Here is a 20,245-nt window from a genome sequence, read left to right as displayed (position 1 = left end):
AACTTCACTCCTTTACCAATATAACTTCCAATCCTTAGACATACGAATAAGTGCTTCCAGATAAAAATAATCTCCAAAAGTATTACACTCGTCTACGCCGCGGTTGGTACATGTATTCTCTTTTGAATCTCTTGCATAAGTTCCGTGTAATAATAATCCATTGGATTCTTTTCTATCCTTTACCGCACAATGGTCAATTAAAGCTCTTAACATTTTGTCTGCTGCATCTGTATATTTTTTTGCTTTTGCCGGTTCCAGATATTTTGCCATTTCTAACATTCCGCATACAGCAATTGAAACAGAAGAAGAATCTCTGGGTTCTTCACTTCCCGTATCAAAATCAAAGTCCCAATATGCGATTAAATCTTCCGGTAAATGTTCAATAAAGTAATCTGTTATTTTTTCAAATATTTCAAGGTACTTCGGATCCTTTAGATAAGCATAGCTAAGTGCTACTCCATAGATTCCCCAAGCCTGGCCCCTTGCCCATGCAGAATTATTTCGGTTGCCCTGATGGGTTACCCCATAAGTAGGTTTTCCTGTTTTAGGATCAAAAAAGTAAGTATGGTATGTGGAATGATCCGGTCTGACCACACATTCCATTGCTGTTTTTATATGATTCTCCGCTATCTGTGCATAAGAAGTATCACCGGTAACTTCTGTTGCCCAATAAAGCAAGGGCAGATTTAATAAGCAGTCAATAATTAATCTGTAATTATCTTCTGCATCAATATCACCCCAAGCCTGTATGAATTGTCCCTTTTCATGGTATCTGCTTATCAAATTATCTGCTGCTAACAAAGCTGCCTTTTTCCCTGTTTCATTTCCGCAAAGTTTATAAGCAGCTACACAGGATAAACTGTATAAGAAACCCATGTCATGGTGATTTACATCTATTTTATTAAGGATTCGATTTAAGAAACTATCAACTTGTATTTCTGCTGATTCTTTAAAGCATTTTTCTCCGGTATGTTCGTAAGCGATCCATATCTCACCGGTCCAAAATCCGGTTGTCCATTCAACATTTTCAGTTGGTTCATAAAATTGGTTTATACTGTTGGATGATTGAAATTTGTGTGTAAAATCTGCAAGATTTCCTCTAACTATATCCACTGCCTGATCTAATGCAGTTTTGATTATAGTTTTGTCTGTTCCTTCATACTTTTTCATGCTTTCAAAAGTTTGTGCCATTTAATTAACCTCCCTTGGTTCTTATTAATTTTGTAATAAACCTTATCATGTATTAGCCTTTAATACCGCTTGCTGCAACTCCTTCAACGAAGTAACGCTGACAGAATATAAATATAATAACAACCGGAATCAGAGAACACACAGAAGCGGCCATAACCCATGCATAGTCAGCTCCATATTGAGATATGAACATACGAATACCAAGTTGAATTGTTTTTAAATTCGTACTGTCTAAATAAATAAGAGGTCCCATAAAGTCATTCCATACGTTCACAAATGTAAAAATAACTAAAGTTGCCATAGCTGATTTACCTAAAGGGAATACAATTTTTGCAAATATTCCATATTCACTTAAACCATCGATTCTGGCAGCCTCACAAAGTTCTTCCGGTATACTGATATAAAACTGACGAATTAAAAATACACCAAAAGCTGAGAAGGACTGTAATAAAATTAGCCCAAGATGACTATTGGTCAATCCAAATCTTGACATCATTGTAAACTGTGGTACCATGTACACTTGCCATGGAACAGCGATTGTAGTTACATAGATTAAAAAGATCAGATTTCTGCCTGCAAACTTCATTTTAGCGAAACCGTAAGCTGCGAAGCAGCTGGTAAACAGCTGAATAATAGTTGTAATAACGGTTAATTTAGTGGTGTTTTTAAAGAAGTCTAACAAAGGTAGCTTTTTCCATATAATTTGATAGTTTTCAAAATGAAAAGCATCCGGAATCCATTTCATAGGTATGGAAAATACGTCTTTATTTAATTTTAAAGATGAAATAACCATCCAATAGAAAGGAATAAGCATTAAAATTGATGCGGCAATGAGTAAAATATATAATATAATTCTACCTATTGATTTATTTGTTTTCATAATTTTCGCCTCTCTTACATATATTTAACGAATTTCTTTTCGCCTTTAAATTGAATCAGTGTAACAACAAGAACAATTACGAATAATACAATAGCTGCTGCACTTGCATATCCAAAATCAAATTTTACAAAGGCTGAATTGTATATAAAGTTAACCAATACATTGGTAGATCTTCCCGGTCCTCCGCCAGTCATAACATAGATTAAATCGAATACTTTAAAACATTGTATGGTTAACATCATCATTACGAAGAAGGTTGTTGGCGTCAACAAAGGAATTGTTATGTATCTTAACTTTCTCCATCCATTGGCACCATCTATGCTTGCAGCTTCATATAGAGCAGGCGATATGCCCTGTAGTGCAGCCAGATAAACGATCATATAATAGCCCATGAACTTCCATATACTAACAATAATTACTGCCATCATAGCCCATTTTGTAGATACGACCCATCTGGGAGGATTCGCTATACCAATGGCTCTTAATAAGTTGTTGATTGGTCCGTATTCCGGTTGGAAAAGCATGTTCCAAACTGCACCAACTGCTACTAAAGATGCAATATAGGGGAAGAAAAAGGATGTTCTAAATACTGCAATGCCTTTTATCTTTTTATTTAATAATACTGCTAATAATAAAGATGCAACTACCGTTATTGGAACTGTAAATACTGCATACTTTAAAGTGTTTATAAAAGAAATACGAAATGTACTATCATTTATTAACCGTTTAAAATTTTCTAAGCCCACAAATACCATGGGGTTTCTTGAACCATCCCATTCCATTACACTTAATATTAATGAAAAACACACTGGTAAAAAAATAAAGATAGTATAACCAATGAGATTTGGCAAAATAAAAGAATACCCTACTAAATTATTCTTTATTTTTCGTTTCTGTTTTGATGTCATATATTTAACCTCCGCTAAATCTTTGCATAATAAAAAGGGGCGCTTTCAAACACTCTATTGTTTAATAAACAACATTTTTTTGAACGCCCCTTTTACTTAACAATATATAAGTTCTACCTTAACTTTAATAACCTTTAATTTCTGCAACACGTTCTTGTAATTCTTTTATACCTTCATCAATAGTGTATTCACCAATCATGATCAAATCGTGTTCTTCATCTAATACGGTACGTACTTCATCAATATTCTCATCTAATGGTCTGTCAAATACATAATTAGTATATTTTAAAGCATCTTTACATTCAGATGGGAAAAATTCAGCTGAAGCTATAATATCAAAAGATTCTTCGGATTGAATTCCTGATAAAATACCATTCTCTGCAAGTGTTTTAGAGTTTTCTGCGGATGCAGCGAATTTTACAAATTCCCATGCTAAATCCGGAACATCTGTGTTAGCACCAATTGCAATAGGAGTTAATGCTCCAACTGTTGAGCCTGCTGCAACGCCTTCTGGATGTGGAATTGTTGCAAATCCCCAATTAAAGTCAGTCTCCCCTGAAGTCTGGGATTGCATCATTGTTCCAATAAACCAAGTACCCATTGGCATCATCGCAACCTGTTGGTTCTTAAATACACTTGAATAGTGAATATTCGCTGTTTTTAATGTTGCATAGTCTTGGATGATTCCATCTTTTTGCATTCTTACTGCTTGTTCATAATATGGTTTTAAGTAAGAATAATCTTTTGCAACTACAGTGTTCTTTCCATCTTGTACAGCCCAGTTAGTAACAAGTGCCTGCCAAGTATGGTTATGAGTTCCATATACCTTATCGCTGCCTTCACCAAATGTTACTTTTCTTGCAAGCTCTTCGTATTCAGCCCATGTCATATCATTTGATGGATATTCTACTCCGGCTTTATCGAATAAGTCTTTATTATAGTATAATACATACCAGTCAGAACGGTATGGAAGAGAATAAGATTTTCCTTCTACTTGAAGCTGTTCTGCAGCACCACTGTATACGGATAAATCTACATTATCTTTTGCAATAAATTCATCTAATTCCAGTAATTGTTTCTTAGATGCCATGGAAAGTAAGGATCCCATATCCTTTACCCAGATTACGTCCGGATCTTTTGATTCAGCTGCTAACATAACAGTAAGCTTATTGTTATATTCGTCTGCAGAAGTATCAATAACTTCAACCTTAACATCAGGGTGTGCATCTTCAAAAGCTTTGATCGTTGCTGAGAATTGTGGTGTAGTGTCATTATCCCAAGTAGTTACGGTAAGAGTTTTCTTTCCACCGTCATTTTTGGTATTTTCTGTTTGTTCATTTCCAGTTTCATTTTTTGTAGTATCTTCCTTTGGTGTATCCTTTTTGCCACATCCTGTGATGAGGGTTGCTGCCATTATTGCAGATAATAGCAAAACAATTGGTTTTTTCATATACATCCTCCTATAAATTCACTATAAAGCGCTGGCTTTATGTAATAAGTGTTTTATATCTTGCATTCATGATAACAAAAAAACGCCTATAAGAACATAAATTATGTTTATATTTATATTACTATTTATAGTTCCTACAAAATTTATAATAGATAAAAATATATTTTCTTTATATTTTTATACTATTTATAGACATTCAACAAAAACGAATATTTTCTCCCTTGTTTTCTTGTGTTTTTGCTGAAAGAAGATATAATAGAGGTAATAAACATTTAATCTTACAAATATGATGCTGTTTTAAGTTTCTCACAATAGCTCACATTGCATGCCGTATCTGCTCAGATTGGCACTGCCGAATCAGGGTGTGAATTATGTATTTCACACTTCCAGACATGATGTGGCTTAGCCACATCTCAAATAATAGATGAAGAAGTTCAACAAGAGAATTCCAATGGATTCTCTTGTTGGAGTTCTTCCTAGTGTGAAACTTAGAAATACTTAGTCAGCGTATTGTGCTGACTTAGAATTTCTTTTCACACTTTCCCTTCTTATCTAAATTGAAAGGATTCAAATTCATGAAAAAATTCAGAGACTTATTTTCAATAAAAACGATTAAAAGTAAACTTATACTTTACAATCTTATTATTATTATTTCAATAGCAATGTTTGTAAGTATATTTAATTTTATCTCATATCGAAAAAATACAATAAAAACTGCAATTAATAATTCCATGTACCATACTAAGAACATTTCAGACCGGCTTCACATTGCCTACGAAGAAATGCTAAACATTGTACTGAATTGTACAGCAAGGAAATCCTTATTCCTATCCATAAACAGCCGTAACTTACAGACATCCAGCGGTAAACAATTGGCTCTATATGGAACTCAGGTTTTAAAAGATTATTGTGCAGTTTCCGGTTATAGCGAATACATAGCAAAAATTACTCTCTACAGTAAAAATGGAGTTTTAATACAATCCGGTTTTATTCCCGGATCTATAAATGATGTTTCATGGATTACTAATTCAGATTGGTTTCAAAAAGAATATGAAAAAAATTCAAGTTCCTATCAATTATCCTTGGTAGATTCACCTTTTTTAGAACCATCTAAAACTAAACTCCTTCCTATACTTAGAACTTTAGAATATGATGACAACAAAAAAAATAATGGATGGGTTTTATTATGTATATCCTCGAAATTATATAGTAAAACCTTAGAACAATATAACGATGATAGCGCTATGTATTGTATAACAAAGGAAGGTGATGTAATTGCCTCTGTTAATTCCGGTGGTATTAATGGGACAAGCATTATAAATACTTTATTGAACAAGTCTAATAATCAGGGTTATCTCCGTGTGGATATTGATGGCATTGATAGTATTGTTACTTATTACAGACAGCCTCAAAGCGGTATATTAATTTATGAAGTAATACCAATAAAGGACCTTAGTATGGAGCACATTGTAATAATCCAAACAATTATCCTTTTGTTTATTTCCTGTTTAATTATTGGATTGCTGCTTTCAATATTAATTTCGAAGAAAATTAATAAGCCTATTGCACGGCTTTTATATAGTATCGAAAATATTTCAAATGGAGATTTTACCCGTGATCCAAAGATTGAAGGTAATGATGAGATCGGAACAATTGGCAAATGCGTAAATCAGATGTCCAGTCAAATATATACTCTGTTGGATACCCGGGTTGAGATAGAAAAAGAAAAGAAAGATCTGGAAATAAAAATGTTACAGGCACAAATCAATCCCCATTTTCTTTATAATACTTTGGATTCCATCCGCTGGATTGCCATGATACAAAAAAATAGCGGAATTGTTCAGGTGGTAACCTCTCTGTCTTCACTATTGAAAAATATGGCAAAAGGCTTTAACGAAAAAGTAACATTAGAAAAAGAATTAGAATTTTTAAATGACTATGTTATAATTGAAAAGATAAGATATGTTGAATTATTCGATATAGATATTCAAATATCGGATCCGGTTCTTTATAAAGCGAAAATTATTAAACTAACCTTACAACCTATCGTTGAAAATGCAATTTTTAATGGTATTGAGCCAAGCGGTCATACTGGAGTTATCAAAATATCAGCATACACAGATAATAGTACGTTATATATATCCGTTTATGATAATGGCGTTGGAATTTCACCGGAAAATCTAAGTACCCTTTTATCAAAAACGGAAAGAGTTAAGAGCAGTACTATGAGCGGTATTGGTTTACCTAATGTTGATAGGAGGTTTAAACTTGTTTATGGAGAAGATTATGGAATTAAAATTGACAGCAAAGTAGGAGAATACACCAAAATTACAGTATCTCTTCCATTAGAATTTGACTAGGAGGTTTCTATGTATCGGATTATGTTAGTTGATGATGAACCATTAATATTAGCGGGGATTACTTCTTTAATTAACTGGGAGGAGCATGCCTGTACCATTATCGGCAAAGCCACTAACGGCCAGCAGGCATTAGAACAGATTATAGAATTGCAGCCAGATATCATTATAACAGATATTAAGATGCCTGTTATGAATGGCTTAGAACTAATAACAAAATGTAAAGAAGAAAATTTGGATTTTTCATTTGTGGTTTTGACCAATCTGGAAGAATTTGAACTTGCTAAGAAAGCCTTAACTCTTGGAGCTTCGGAATATTTAGTAAAAATAAATTTAACAGAAGAATCTTTAGTTAACAGTCTTAATAAAGCAAAACAGCATTATGACCAAATAACTGCATGTAATACCAACCGAATGGTCAATTCATATATAGAAGCGGGTAAAGAAAAAATAACCAAAACATTTTTCAAAAAATTACTACTCTCTTCCGAAGATTATGTAACAATTGATGAGTCGGTATTACCGGATAAAACGGAAAAATTAAACTCTTTTACGGATAATGAGAAACAGATAGCTGAATGCTTTGTTTCACCACTACTTATTATGTTGAGCATAAGTTATTCCAATGCAGAGTATATAGAAGAAGGTAAACAGGATGATATAAAGAAAATAACCGCTCATGCATCAGGTATAATCAGCGAAATGCTTGGAAGATTTTTCAAAAACTCTTCCATACTGGAGTGGGGACAATGGAGATTTTTGCTGATAGTTTCAACGGAAGGCATTGATAACATTGCTGATGTACTAAAATCTTTTTGTAATAAAGTGAATACTGTATTAAAAACTTATTTTGAGATTACTGCGGCTTTCGGTATCAGTGAGGTTGCTAAAGATGCTTATCAGCTTCCCGAATTAATTGATCAGACTATAACAGCTATCGATTACTATTATTATTATCCTGCATCTCCAATCATATTTTATTCGGAAAAATGCAGGAAGATAGGACATAACGATAATTTTGATATAAGCTTTTTAAAGAAAGAATTGAATATAGCTTTACAACAAAATGACAGCCAAAAAGTATCTGATATATTTAATCAATTAATTGATCTTTTCTCAACATATACACCCCGTAAAAGACAAGCCATTAATGCTTGTATCAATCTTTATTCCTTTTTTGAAAGTTATGAGAATGGGTATATGGACACACTCCCAAATACCATTACGGTAATGGAACATCTGAATCAATTCAGTTGTCTTAATGATATTATAGAGTATTTGAAGCATTTCCGCACCACTATATGTAACATAATAGATTCCAGAAAGAATTCAAAAATTGATAAGATTATAGAATTAACAAAAAAATATGTTAATAACCACTACACAGAAAAGCTTACCTTGTCCAGTGTTTCAGAAGCCTTAAATTTTAGTTCCGGTTATTTAAGCAGCAGTTTTAAAAAACATACCGGCAGTAATTTTTCTGATTATATTTCCTATGTAAAGATTGAAAAGGCCAAGGAGTTAATTAATACTCATAACTACCTTATGTATGAAATTTCAGATATGTTGGGTTTTGATAATCCTTATTATTTTAGCAAAGTCTTTAAAAAAGTAACTGGAATGTCTCCAAGAGAGTATGAAATTAGTATAATTAATCAAAAGTAAATAAAAATATTATTCTGTGCCACTTAGAGAAGGGGCTGTTGCAAAATGAATGTTTCATATCACGATATGGATTATAGTATTAATCTATCTTTTAAATCTGGTATCTCTGTTCTTTTTTACAACAGCCTCTTTGAGCATGGAATCCAACATGCTTAATTTACTCAAAATGGCAGTTTTTTAAATAAATTATATCAATCTTTTTCTATTAGATTTTAAGATTTCCTTCAATTCCTTCATAATCTATTATTGTCTCTATTCCATTACTATGCTTAACGGTTATTTTACCATATCCGCCGCATTTTTCTTTGTCTTCAAATGTAATTTGTTCAATTGGGAATAATTCTTCATCACTCCAGAAGGTATTATCTCTTTTATGCAGTATGGCAGTAATCAATACATAATCTCTGTACTCATAATAATTATCTCTTTTACTTTCTGCATAAATCAGTATGCTTTCATCAGTTACAGGATTTTTTGAGAAGTTTTCTTTCACAGCCAGCAGGTCAAATCCGGTATAAATAACCATGGCAACCTGTAAATCTTGTGTTTTAGCAATGATTGCTTTTGCCCCGTTTTTTTCTCTCTCTTCTATGCTTATATTTTCCGTATCCATTACAGGCAGACCATAATGTCCCAAGTATAAAATATAAGGTTTATCCGGTATACGGGCTTTATCAACACGAATAAGACCATTCTTTACCGGGAAATCTGCCAAATCAATACTTGCTTTATCCTGAAAAGTTGCTTCAAAATCAAAGTATTCTTTACGGTACAATACCCCATTCTTCTCACCTGCATATAAAAGAATATTAGGTATCTGGGTACTCCCTTTATCTTTGTATAAGAGGCTGTATTGCATTGCCTCCGGTCCGATAAAGTCAAAGACTTCCCAAGGTAATATACTATTAAAACTTAATCTGGAATACTCTGAAAGCAATGGATCACCTTTTTTCACTAATACTTTCCCACACCTAAGTTCTACTGTACCGGTTTCTTTATAATTGGTAAGATTCATCCCCGGTCCATCTAGTGTAGTTTCTTCTACAGGAACATCTCTATTCTCCCAAACCCCGTTCTTCTCTATGGCTGTCCAAAATTCATCTTCATCAGGTAAAGCTAAACATAAAAAAGAATTGGCTATCCAAAATGGACTGGCAGAACAGCTATAGGATTGAATCAATGGTTCATACGGGCCATAGTAACCAAGGCATGGTATATTATTTACAAAACATTCTTCTTTCGTAATAAATTGCAGTAAATTACCTGATAATATTCTTCTGGCTAATCCTCTGTCTACTGTACTATTTCTTAAAAGTAAATTTGCTGCAAGAGGAGCGGATGCCGCACTTCTATATATACTGCTTCTTCCCCACATAATCATATGGGCATTTATATCAAACATATTGGGGTAGGTATCCATTAATTCATTGGAATACTCCTCCATTTTTGCTGCCATTTCCGGCTCCTGCTCATAACCGTACCACTGGTTCCATAAAGGTCCGTATACATGAAAAGCCCATGGAGAATAATAATCAAACCTATGTCCGTCTCTATACCAGCCATCACCTGCATAATAAGAAAGAATACAGGCCCCATGATCTCTCATAACTCCTTTATCTATCTGGTAACCATGCCTATCTAAAAATGCTAGTATTAACATATTAAAAAAGCGCCAATTATGATGCCCGGTTCTGGAATGTCCAAACTCACTGAGATACTCTGCAATTATATCCTTTTCAGCTTCCGTATAATGATTCCAGATTATGTTCTCAGATATGGTTAAACCAATTACTAAAGAAGCACATTCACAAGTATGTTGGAAAGCATGTTCACCTTCCTTAGCACTTTTCTTTATTTCCTCTAAATTATATAAGTAACTATTTGTTCCGGGTGTTACAGAAGCAAGTATTTGATTCTTGTAATATTCTTTTAAGCTATAATTTGCGATGATAGCCTCTGGTTCGTTCATTAATAAAGGTGCGGCAATCAGAAAGCTTCTTGCCAGTCCCTCAAACTTTTCTGCCGCATACCTCCATTCAGGGGCATCCGGTTGTGGATAGCTTACCTTATCACCGGAATGGGGGATAACAATTGGATCCTGAAACTCTTTTACATGTGAAAAGATACCTTCTAAAAACAGGTGGCAGGTTTCTATCCAATGTTTCTTAGTCATTCCCGTATAAGGGCTTAATTTGTAATCTGGTTCTTCTAGACAATATTTCATATTAATCTCCATTCCGCCGCCAGGATGGGGCATAAATCCTTGTATGTAAATTATTCCGGGGGACATCTCTTAATATTCTTTTACTAATTTACTGATGTTAATCAATCTTAAATTTACTTACTGCTTCTTTTAACTCTATGGAACTGTCATTTAATCCATTGGCAGATTGATTCAAGCCCTGAACTGCATCCAGTTGTCCCTGAACTGTTATGTTTAACTCACTTGAAGCTGCTGCTGTTTCCTCTGAAGTTGCGGAAATACTTTCAATAGATTCTAAAGTACTGTCTTTAGCCCGCTCAATTCCATTCATACCATTTGTGATCTTATTCAGTTTATAAGTCATATTCTCAATATGTTTATTAATGTCATCGAACACATGGATTGTATCCTTTAGTGCAGAACTTTGAGAGGCAACGATTTCCTCTGCCTGTTTTGCGGAGCTGACTGTTAAAGTTGTTTGTTTTTGAATATCCTCGATAATCAGGCTGATATGCCCTACTGATGTTGCAGATTGTTCCGCTAATTTTCTTATTTCATCAGCTACTACGGCAAAACCTTTTCCTGCACTGCCGGCCCTTGCCGCTTCAATAGAAGCATTTAAGGATAACAGATTAGTCTGTTCGGCAATATCACGAATTGTTTCAACAATCTTAAAAATAGAGGATGACTGGTTTGCAAGGTTCTCTATATTATCAATAACAGTTAATGTAATCTCACTTGTATTTTTTGCTTTTACATTTAAGTCATTTAATATGGTAATACCTTTTCCTACAACTTCTTTTGTATTTAATGAAATGTCCTCCATTTCTGTTGTATTGCTGCATACCATATTAATTTCTTCCGCTAATTTTTCCATAAGCAGCAAACAATTCTGCGCATCTTCCGCTTGTTGATTCACCCCCTGTTCTATGTTATATATTACTCTTGAAATATCTTCTGTTGCTTTTAATAAAACTTCTGATTCCGTATTAACATCAGTGGCGGTACCTGTAACCAAAGAACTAACCCCGGTTATTTGGGTTATAAGGTATTTCATACTGTCAATCATGTTATTAATACTTCTGCTTAATATACTAAATTCATCTTTCCTTTTAACCTGTATCTCCGCAGCCAGGTTTCCTTCCGATACCATATGCAAAACTCTATTGATTTTATTAATTGTTCTGCTAATTCCGGAAGCAATGGTCGTACCTATTAGAATAGCAATGATACTGGAAATAAGTACAATGGTTAATGTTACCTGCTTTACACTCTCTGCCTGTTTCATAATTCCTTCTTTAGGAATTAAAGTACAAATGGATGCTTTTGAAGTTCCTATAGAGGAGTATAAAAACAAATAATCTTTACCACCGTAATTTACATATTCATAAACATCCTTTTTATCTGCTTTTAATGTATCCTGAAAAAATGATTCCTTTGAAAAAGCAAATTCATCATGGTAATTACCATACAATATTTCTCTGCCATCCATGGTTATAATTCCGGTTATGCTTCCATCCCCAAAATTTGCTTTTGCCAATATATTGTCAACAAATTCCTTTTTAATATCAATTATGATATAACCTTTATGTTTGCTGCCTCCACTGCTTAACTCCCTTATCATGCTTAAAGAATACTTATCTTGTGAAGTTTTTATGGTCTCATCCAAATATGTATGATTACCAACCCATACTGTAGTGTCTCCTGCACTATCAAACAATGTTTTTTCACCGGAATCTAAAAATCCGGTATAAACTGAGTTATCCAGTGTGGAACCTGAATGGATACCATTTCCATACCCTGCGATTATTGTTATATCTTGTACGATTTCATCTGCAACAGAGGATGCCATGATTGACTTTTTAATCTCATTGTATCGATTGGATTCTTCCAATGGATTATGTTTATAAGCACCGGTATAATACTTTTTTAATACTCCGTCGGAATCAATTTGGATCGCTTTTGTTTCTACTGTGTTCATTCCTAATTCGTAGTATTCAGCCATCATGTCCAAACTGATTTTTCCGTTATTTATATAATTCTCTTTGATGTCTTTTGATGATTTTGAGTAAGATACCATGCCAAGAACAATAATAAAACAGACTGTAATAAAAAAAGAAAGAATTAACTTGGTTTTTATACCGAATATATACTTTTTAATTGGAATCTTATTAATAGAATTACTGCTTTTACTGAATAATTTTTTGATTTTTTTATTAATTAAATCTTCCTTGCTTTTAATACCTTTTTTCATTTCTTATTTTCCCCCAATTATCATTTGTAATATAATAATTTTACCAAATTTAAAATTTTGGTAAATGTAATATAATTAAATTATGTTTATATTTTCATATATTCGCAGAATCTTATTGGATATAGTATTACTATTTTCACATTTATATAATTTATTAATATAAAATGGGTATGTAAATGCATTTGATTGATTTACGTACCCAAGGATAGTATTGATATTATTATGCGATTTTACAATTTATTGGTTTAATTTAAGAAAAACTTGTATTACTATTTCAGACTATATTGTGCATATTTTTTTGGGGATATGCCAACAGATTTGCTAAATGCTTTTAAAAAGTTACTATAATCATTAAAACCGCAATAATCACAAACTTCCGTTACATTCATGCCTTCTGCAAGAAGTTTCTTTGCAATACTGATTCTTCTGGCTGTCATATACTTTTTGATTGTAGTACCGGTTGTGGATTTAAATATTCTGCAAAGATAGGATTCACTTAAGAAAAAATGTTTTGCTAATTCCTCAATTGTAACAGGATAATAAATATTTTGATTAATATAATCTAATATTTCATCCACTTGCTGATTATACTGGTAAGAAATATCTTTAATAGTGGAATGACACTGATTTATAAAAATACTATTTAGCAATACCATAAGTTCCGTAAAAGCAGTTTGTTCAATAATATCTTCGCCGTATCCGGAAGCACTGGAAATTTTGTGAATATAGTAGTTAAACCGTTGCTGCTGCTCTTTATCCAGGGAGATACGATGGTTAAAACCAGATTCCCGATAAGAAAAACAATAATTTAAATCCGTATCCTTAGTGGATAGTTTTTTTAACAATTCATCATGAATGGATATGACAATTCTCTCATGTTCCATTTGATCGATCTGTGATAAATGATGACTCTCGTATTTATTAATTAAGAATACATCTCCAGGCTGTATGGTATAAAACTTGTTGTCTATTAGAAATTGTTTACCTCCGGAAATTGAATAGTAGATTTCATGACAGTCGTGGATATGTATGTCTAATGTTTTTTCTTCATGATATAAATGTGCAATAGCAAAGTTCTTATTCAATATACAGGATTCAACGGATTCTTTACAAGATGTAAATTGCTTCATATAAATACCCCTTTCCCATCTTATGTTAGTGTATATTTTCTTTTATCAATACCTTTATATATAGGAGCTTACAAAGGTATAGTACCATTGTCCCAATTATAACTGATATAATTAGTTATAATCAATACCTAGTTAACAACGTTTGTTAATTACTTGTATCGTTTAATTTCAACTCCCATCCCCTGCCTCATCTTCTATAATACCAATGGGCTTTAATATCATTTTGGAAAAATTTAAAAAAAGAACTTGCAATATATTTTATATCATTATAGGATGATTTCAGACATCGATGTACTTTAAAAAAGAAAGGAAAGTAAATATTGAATATAGAAATTGAAACTATCCCATTTTACAGAATTGCTTATATAAGACAAATTGGTCCTTATGGTCAGAACAATGTACAAACAATGGAAAAATTAAAAATATGGGCTAATTCTAACAGCTTACTTGATGAACAGTCTATTATACTTGGAATTGCACAGGATAATCCTGTATTGGTAGATCCTGAAACTTGCCGCTATGATGCTTGTTTGGTTATTCCTGATAATTACTGTATTAATGAGGATTCTATTAGCGATGGTTGTATACCTGGTGGAAATTATGCTGTTTTTAAAATAAAGCATACTGCTGAAGCAGTTCAAAAAGCATGGCTTTCAATTTTCCCGGAATTATTTAAGCAAGGCTTGCAGTTAGATGAATCAAAACCTATATTAGAAAGATATCAGACGAAACTGCTTAAAGAACATTATTGTGAAATATGTGTTCCAATTTTCTAAATTTGTTCTTATAGCAACTTATTTATTATAAGTTTAATATACTAAAAATAATTATTTTGGGTTTATTAAAATAAAGCAAGGTTATTCAAATACCGCGCAGAATATAAGACTTTGTCTAAAGTATATGTTCTGTGCGGTAATAATAACTAAAACTATTAAAAACACCCAGTTGTAAAACTGTTATATAGGGTATTGCATGTATTATAATTATCCCATTTCTTCAATTGCTCTATCCAAAAAGATTTTACCGTCTAAATGCTCAATTTCATGACAAAAACATTTTGCCATTTCGTCTTCTCCAATAATCAGGACTTCTTCACCATTTTCATTTAATGCCTGGACGGTTACCTTTTGAGGGCGAATGGTTTTTATAAAACGGTCAGGAAAACTCAAGCAGCCTTCTATACACTCTTGAACTCCACTGCAGCCTACAATTTTAGGATTAACCAGCTTCAAATAATAGTCGCAATAGTCAATAACAACCAACCTTTTCAATACCCCTACTTGGTTAGCCGCTAAAGCTGCTCCGTTCTCTGTATGGTGCAAAGTATCCATCATATCATCAAGGATTTGCCTGATTCTATCATTTACTACCTGTACTTCTTTACATTTTTTTCGTAATATTTCATCATCATTAAATCTTATTTGTCTAATAGCCATTGGCTGTCCCTCCTACTGCTTTCAGCTCTTGACTTACGTGGGCTTTCTTCAAAAATAAAAACTTCTTCTATGGAACATTCAAATACATTTGAGATATCATAGGCAAGCCAGATGGAAGGTTCGAATTTCTCAGTTTCTATTGCGTAAATAGCTTGTCTTGAGGTCCCCACCATCTCTCCTAATTGTTCCTGGGTTAATCCCATCTGTTCCCGTAATTCTCTTATTCTATTTTTCATTTATCCATTCCCTTTCTGTAATGTTTACCTTACATTAAGTATAAATGCTTTTACATGTAAAGTCAACCTTACAATTTTATAAAAATATGGAGTAACACACCAACAAAAATTTAGATTTAAAGCAGAACTCATTGACCTTTTCTCATAAGAAATGTAATAATGGTGGTGATATACTGCATTTAAAATATCCGGGGAATCCACATAGGATTTAAAATTAAGGAGGTAAAGTCTTAATGTTATCCGTACAAATTGCATCAAATATTGTCAAAGAAGTGAACTCTGTTATTCCCTTAAAAATTAACATTATGAATGAAAAAGGTATTATCATTGCAAGCTCTGACCCATTACGAATAGGCAGCTTTCACGAAGGTGCCCTTCGTATCATAGAAAATCAGATTGATGAGATTGCTGTTCATTATGATGGAGAATTTAACGGGGCTTTACAAGGAATTAATTATCCTCTTAAACTGCAAGGCTATATTATAGGAGTTTTAGGAATTACAGGCAAATACGAAGAAATTGTAAACAGCGCCCTGATTATTAAGCGTATGACTGAACTTATCCTTGAAAATACCTACTCTGTAGAGCAAAAGCAGCTTCAGGAAAATGTATGCAACCGCTATCTTTCTGAATGGTTAAATGGAGAAGCCAAAAATATTACTACGGATTTCGTAAAACGAGGCAAGGCTCTGGGATTTGACATTACAATACCCCGCCGTATTTTGGTATGCAGTTTTTATATCCCTAATAATAGTCAAAACTTGCAAACTATGCAGGTAATTGAACAAGCAGAAAAGTATTTAAAGAAAAGTGTATCTGATCTGGATGCATTAAACCTTTATTATAAAGCCGGTTCTACACTTGTATGTGCAGTCACTGCAATATCCGATTCAAATGCGGAAACATTGGCAAAGGAATTAAAAAAGCAGGTGGAAGAAAAATTCCCGGTATACCTGGCAATTGGAATAGATAGTAAAGTAGATAATTTTGAATTTGCACAAACTGCCTTAATACGGGCACAAAAAGCAAATAAGGCCTGTATGCGGACACATAAACGAGATATCCGATTTTATGATGATCTTAATATGGAAGTCTTTACGGATGAAATCAGTGAATTGTCAAAGCAAGAGTTTATACATCGAATCTTTAAAGGCTTTTCAAATGAAGAAATTCGCCATTCAATGATACTTCTGGAAACTTTATACGATTTAGAAGGTTCCATTAATAAAGCCTCTGAGCGTTTATTCATTCATAAAAATACTCTTCAAAATAAACTGAAGCGTATAGCAGAACGAACAGGCTATGATCCCAGATCTATCCGGCATTCATCCTTATTTTATATTGCAATTTACTTTTATAGGGATATTTATGACAGTATGCAATATTTATAGGAAAAATCCCGCCTCCTCTTTCTTAAATTATTTATGTCTTATGTATAATTATTATATGGTAAGTTACTTTGATGTTATATGTAACAATGTTATTCAATAATATTTGTTTTCGGTAATATTGTTATTGAATCGTATATAAGGTAAAATAACCACATAGTATACTTGGTGGTTTACATTGGATTATCCAATAATAATGAAGGAGGATTTTGTTATGTCAGGTGTTCCATTAATTATTGCTTTTGTAATAGTCATTATTCTTATGATTGTGGCAATTTCAAAGCTGAAGATTCATCCATTTATCTCGATTATGACCATTTCTCTGCTTTTTGCAATTGTTGCGGGGATTCCACTTACTGAAATTCCTGGGGTTATCGGTACCGGATTCAGTAATACCTTTAAAAGTATTGGTATCGTTATCATTTTAGGTGCATTGATTGGTACCTTATTAGAAAAAACAGGGGCTGCCCTTAAGATGGCAGACAGTGTGGTACGTTTGGTAGGTAAGAAGAATCCGGAACTTGCAATGCTTATTATGGGTTGGATTGTATCGATTCCGGTATTCTGCGACAGTGGTTTTGTAATCCTTAATCCAATACGTAAAGCTCTTGTAAAACGTACCATGAAATCATCTGTAGCATGTACTGTAGCACTTTCAATGGGCCTTTATATTTCCCACTGCTTTATTCCTCCTACCCCTGGTCCAATTGCTGCTGCTAATACATTATACGAAGGTCTGGGCCAGGAAACTAATTTACTGCTTGTTATGGGTTTTGGTACTATTTGTTCCATACTTCCTCTAATTGCAAGTTATTTCTTTGCAATTAGCATCGGTAAAAAAGTAAAGGCACATGATGAAGCAGATGCAGGTGGAAACGAGGTTGTTCAAACATACGAAGAACTTGTTGCAAGTTACGGCAAACTTCCAAATGCATTCCTTTCCTTTGCTCCAATTATTGTTCCAATTATACTTATGGGGCTATCTTCTGCCCTTTCAATGGCTGGTAAGCCGGTAGCAATTATAACATTCCTTGGAACTCCCATAATTGCTATAGCAGTTGGTGTTGTTTTCGGGCTTATTCTACTGGTTAACCAGAAAAAGACAGAAGAATTCTATGAAATTACCAATGAAACCTTAAAAGTTACCGGACCTATCTTATTTATCACTGCTGCAGGCGGAGTTCTTGGTAATGTAATTGCTTCCACTTCCATGGTTGATTTTATAAAGGATAATTCCACTGCTTTATCAGCACTTGGCTTGTTATTCCCATTCTTATTATCCGCAATATTAAAGACCGCACAGGGTTCTTCTACTGTAGCATTGACAACAACAGCGGGTATAATTGCTCCAATGCTTACCACCATCGGACTTGGCACTTCTACACTTGCCGCTTTAACAGTTATTGCAATTGGTGCCGGTGCTATGACCGTATCTCATGCAAATGACAGTTACTTCTGGGTAGTAACGAATTTTGGTGAAATGGACGTAGAGGATGGATATAAAACGCAGACCCTTGGTACTCTCTTGGTAGGTCTTTCTGCAATTATTAATGTCTATTTTGTCTATTTTTTAGTTAGATAATAATATATAATTACTATAAAAGGGAGTTAGCTGCAGATCAATTATCTTGCAACAGCCCCTTCTTTCAAAAGTTTCTTAAGAAAGGAGCCGTATTCTTGAATCTTAGAAATGATGCACAGCTGATTATTGATGCAGCAATTACTGCAGCTCTTCCGGATAATGCAGTAAAAAAAGCATTGGAAGGTGAAAATTTTTCTGGTGGAAAACTTCTGCTTGTTGCGATTGGCAAAGCTGCCTGGACTATGGCGGAAGCTGCCTGCCAGATACTCACTGACCAGATTAATGATGGCGTTGTAATTACAAAATATGACCACTCTAAAGGAGAATTGCCTCATGTTCGAATTTATGAAGCAGGGCATCCGGTTCCAGATGCAAATTCTATCTTAGCTACTGAACAAGCAATTCGTCTCGTAACGGGACTTTCATCTAATGACACAGTGTTATTACTTATCTCCGGCGGGGGATCAGCACTCTTTGAAAAATCCCTTATTCCTCTGGAAATGCTGGAAGATATAACAAAGCAGCTTCTTGCCAGTGGCGCTGATATTGTGGAAATGAACACTATTCGAAAACGTTTGTCAGCGGTAAAGGGTGGAAAGTTTGCAAAATTATGTGAACCTGCCCGTGTATTTTCAATTGTTTTATCGGATATTATCGGCGATCCGCTGGACATGATTGCTTCCGGCCCTGCTTATCCAGATAACTCCACCTGTGACCAGGCAAGAGAAATCATAGCCAAATATGGATTAAAACAGCCAAAAGAAATTAAAGAATTGATGGATATAGAAACACCCCATCAGCTTACAAATGTAACCACTAAAATTACCGGCAGTGTCACCCAGCTTTGTGAAGCCGCCAAAACAAAATGTATCCAGTTAGGTTATGAACCCATTGTACTTACAAGCAGCCTCTCCTGCGAAGCAAAAGAAGCTGGAAGTTTCCTCTCTTCTATTGCAAGATATTATAGCGATAGGGATAATTCTCTTGCATTTATAGCCGGAGGTGAAACTGTGGTACATGTAAAAGGTAATGGACTTGGAGGTAGAAATCAAGAACTGGCACTTGCATCAGCAATAGGTATCGCCGGTTTAAAGGATACAGCAATTTTTTCCGTAGGATCAGACGGAACCGATGGACCGACTGATGCTGCCGGTGGTTATGTAGATGGTAACACACAAAATGTACTTACAGATAAAAGCATTAACATTTATAAAGTTCTTGAGAACAATGATGCATATCACGGGCTTCAGGCATGTGATGGACTTATTAAGACAGGCCCCACTGGTACTAATGTAAATGACTTGTCTGTTCTATTGATAAAAAGATAATATAGGGACTGTTGCAAAAGGAATGTGCACACCGGAAATTGACCTTAACTTCAATTTGACTCTCTATCTCTCTGGTGTATTCATTCTATGCTGCGGCAGTCTCTTTTTGTTAGTATAGTGAACTTTGCATTACTCTGCTGATTACTTGCTCCATTCATACCAAGTTGCCGGCAGCTGGCATGGTTCGGAAACCTATACTACCTGGCAGGAAAAATGGTATAATATATAATGCAGTCC

At 34.0% G+C, this 20,245-nt stretch carries 15 protein-coding genes; 6 read left to right on the top strand and 9 right to left on the bottom strand.

Annotated features, from left to right (window positions below; all coding sequences use genetic code 11):
- Nucleotides 1–12: 12 nt before the first annotated feature.
- From BM183_RS09930 to BM183_RS09915, 4 genes are all read right to left on the bottom strand, one after another.
- Complete coding sequence (locus BM183_RS09930) at nt 13–1,191, bottom strand: glycoside hydrolase family 88 protein (protein WP_091686589.1); 1,179 nt, start codon at nt 1,189–1,191, stop codon at nt 13–15.
- 52 nt (nt 1,192–1,243) lie between these two features.
- Nucleotides 1,244–2,071 carry a carbohydrate ABC transporter permease gene (locus tag BM183_RS09925; protein WP_091686588.1) on the bottom strand — a complete coding sequence of 276 codons (828 nt, stop codon included), beginning with the start codon at nt 2,069–2,071 and terminating at the stop codon, nt 1,244–1,246.
- Between the two features lie 14 nt (nt 2,072–2,085).
- Nucleotides 2,086–2,979: a carbohydrate ABC transporter permease gene (locus BM183_RS09920; RefSeq protein ID WP_091686586.1), complete on the bottom strand. Its 894-nt coding sequence runs from the start codon at nt 2,977–2,979 to the stop codon at nt 2,086–2,088.
- 124 nt (nt 2,980–3,103) lie between these two features.
- Complete coding sequence (locus BM183_RS09915; protein WP_091686585.1) at nt 3,104–4,435, bottom strand: ABC transporter substrate-binding protein; 1,332 nt, start codon at nt 4,433–4,435, stop codon at nt 3,104–3,106.
- Between the two features lie 569 nt (nt 4,436–5,004).
- Between BM183_RS09915 and BM183_RS09910 the strand changes: the two genes are divergently transcribed.
- Both BM183_RS09910 and BM183_RS09905 read left to right on the top strand, forming a co-directional pair.
- Nucleotides 5,005–6,789 (top strand): sensor histidine kinase, encoded by a 1,785-nt coding sequence (locus BM183_RS09910; RefSeq protein ID WP_091686583.1) that lies wholly within the window; start codon nt 5,005–5,007, stop codon nt 6,787–6,789.
- A gap of 9 nt (nt 6,790–6,798) precedes the next feature.
- Nucleotides 6,799–8,451, top strand: a complete 1,653-nt coding sequence (locus BM183_RS09905) for a response regulator transcription factor (RefSeq protein WP_091686581.1) — start codon at nt 6,799–6,801, stop codon at nt 8,449–8,451.
- A 205-nt stretch (nt 8,452–8,656) separates the two neighbouring features.
- On the opposite strand, the gene BM183_RS09900 is transcribed toward BM183_RS09905, so the two are convergent.
- The 3 genes from BM183_RS09900 to BM183_RS09890 form a co-directional block, all read right to left on the bottom strand.
- On the bottom strand, nt 8,657–10,675 hold the full coding sequence (locus BM183_RS09900; RefSeq protein WP_091686685.1) for a DUF2264 domain-containing protein: 2,019 nt from the start codon (nt 10,673–10,675) through the stop codon (nt 8,657–8,659).
- 97 nt (nt 10,676–10,772) lie between these two features.
- On the bottom strand, nt 10,773–12,908 hold the full coding sequence (locus tag BM183_RS09895) for a methyl-accepting chemotaxis protein (RefSeq protein ID WP_091686580.1): 2,136 nt from the start codon (nt 12,906–12,908) through the stop codon (nt 10,773–10,775).
- Nucleotides 12,909–13,177: 269 nt separating this feature from the next.
- The gene (locus tag BM183_RS09890) at nt 13,178–14,038 is read right to left on the bottom strand and encodes an AraC family transcriptional regulator (RefSeq protein ID WP_091686578.1); all 861 of its coding nucleotides are present in this window, start codon (nt 14,036–14,038) and stop codon (nt 13,178–13,180) included.
- A gap of 320 nt (nt 14,039–14,358) precedes the next feature.
- Between BM183_RS09890 and BM183_RS09885 the strand changes: the two genes are divergently transcribed.
- Nucleotides 14,359–14,814 (top strand): AraC family transcriptional regulator, encoded by a 456-nt coding sequence (locus tag BM183_RS09885; RefSeq protein WP_091686577.1) that lies wholly within the window; start codon nt 14,359–14,361, stop codon nt 14,812–14,814.
- 207 nt (nt 14,815–15,021) lie between these two features.
- Here the strand turns inward: BM183_RS09885 and def are convergent, their stop codons facing one another.
- Nucleotides 15,022–15,474, bottom strand: a complete 453-nt coding sequence (def, locus tag BM183_RS09880; RefSeq protein ID WP_091686575.1) for a peptide deformylase — start codon at nt 15,472–15,474, stop codon at nt 15,022–15,024.
- Nucleotides 15,456–15,710, bottom strand: coding sequence for a helix-turn-helix transcriptional regulator (locus BM183_RS09875; protein WP_091686573.1), 255 nt, complete (start codon nt 15,708–15,710; stop codon nt 15,456–15,458). Before BM183_RS09875 ends, def begins: the two co-directional genes overlap by 19 nt.
- Nucleotides 15,711–15,943: 233 nt before the next feature.
- Between BM183_RS09875 and BM183_RS09870 the strand changes: the two genes are divergently transcribed.
- From BM183_RS09870 to BM183_RS09860, 3 genes are all read left to right on the top strand, one after another.
- On the top strand, nt 15,944–17,101 hold the full coding sequence (locus BM183_RS09870) for a CdaR family transcriptional regulator (protein ID WP_091686572.1): 1,158 nt from the start codon (nt 15,944–15,946) through the stop codon (nt 17,099–17,101).
- 211 nt (nt 17,102–17,312) lie between these two features.
- Nucleotides 17,313–18,680 (top strand): GntP family permease, encoded by a 1,368-nt coding sequence (locus tag BM183_RS09865; protein ID WP_091686570.1) that lies wholly within the window; start codon nt 17,313–17,315, stop codon nt 18,678–18,680.
- Nucleotides 18,681–18,775: 95 nt separating this feature from the next.
- Nucleotides 18,776–20,008, top strand: coding sequence for a glycerate kinase type-2 family protein (locus BM183_RS09860; protein WP_091686569.1), 1,233 nt, complete (start codon nt 18,776–18,778; stop codon nt 20,006–20,008).
- The last annotated feature ends 237 nt before the right edge of the window (nt 20,009–20,245 follow it).

The sequence above is a fragment of the Anaerocolumna aminovalerica genome, assembly GCF_900115365.1.
GTDB lineage: Bacteria > Bacillota > Clostridia > Lachnospirales > Lachnospiraceae > Anaerocolumna > Anaerocolumna aminovalerica.
This window is presented reverse-complemented; position numbering and strand designations above follow the sequence as displayed.

Coding starts and splice junctions, on each gene's coding strand:
- BM183_RS09930 (WP_091686589.1), bottom strand. CDS start 1,191: ATGGCACAAACTTTTGAAAGCATGAAAAAGTATGAAGGAACAGACAAA.
- BM183_RS09925 (WP_091686588.1), bottom strand. CDS start 2,071: ATGAAAACAAATAAATCAATAGGTAGAATTATATTATATATTTTACTC.
- BM183_RS09920 (WP_091686586.1), bottom strand. CDS start 2,979: ATGACATCAAAACAGAAACGAAAAATAAAGAATAATTTAGTAGGGTAT.
- BM183_RS09915 (WP_091686585.1), bottom strand. CDS start 4,435: ATGTATATGAAAAAACCAATTGTTTTGCTATTATCTGCAATAATGGCA.
- BM183_RS09910 (WP_091686583.1), top strand. CDS start 5,005: ATGAAAAAATTCAGAGACTTATTTTCAATAAAAACGATTAAAAGTAAA.
- BM183_RS09905 (WP_091686581.1), top strand. CDS start 6,799: ATGTATCGGATTATGTTAGTTGATGATGAACCATTAATATTAGCGGGG.
- BM183_RS09900 (WP_091686685.1), bottom strand. CDS start 10,675: ATGAAATATTGTCTAGAAGAACCAGATTACAAATTAAGCCCTTATACG.
- BM183_RS09895 (WP_091686580.1), bottom strand. CDS start 12,908: ATGAAAAAAGGTATTAAAAGCAAGGAAGATTTAATTAATAAAAAAATC.
- BM183_RS09890 (WP_091686578.1), bottom strand. CDS start 14,038: ATGAAGCAATTTACATCTTGTAAAGAATCCGTTGAATCCTGTATATTG.
- def (WP_091686575.1), bottom strand. CDS start 15,474: ATGGCTATTAGACAAATAAGATTTAATGATGATGAAATATTACGAAAA.
- BM183_RS09875 (WP_091686573.1), bottom strand. CDS start 15,710: ATGAAAAATAGAATAAGAGAATTACGGGAACAGATGGGATTAACCCAG.
- BM183_RS09870 (WP_091686572.1), top strand. CDS start 15,944: ATGTTATCCGTACAAATTGCATCAAATATTGTCAAAGAAGTGAACTCT.
- BM183_RS09865 (WP_091686570.1), top strand. CDS start 17,313: ATGTCAGGTGTTCCATTAATTATTGCTTTTGTAATAGTCATTATTCTT.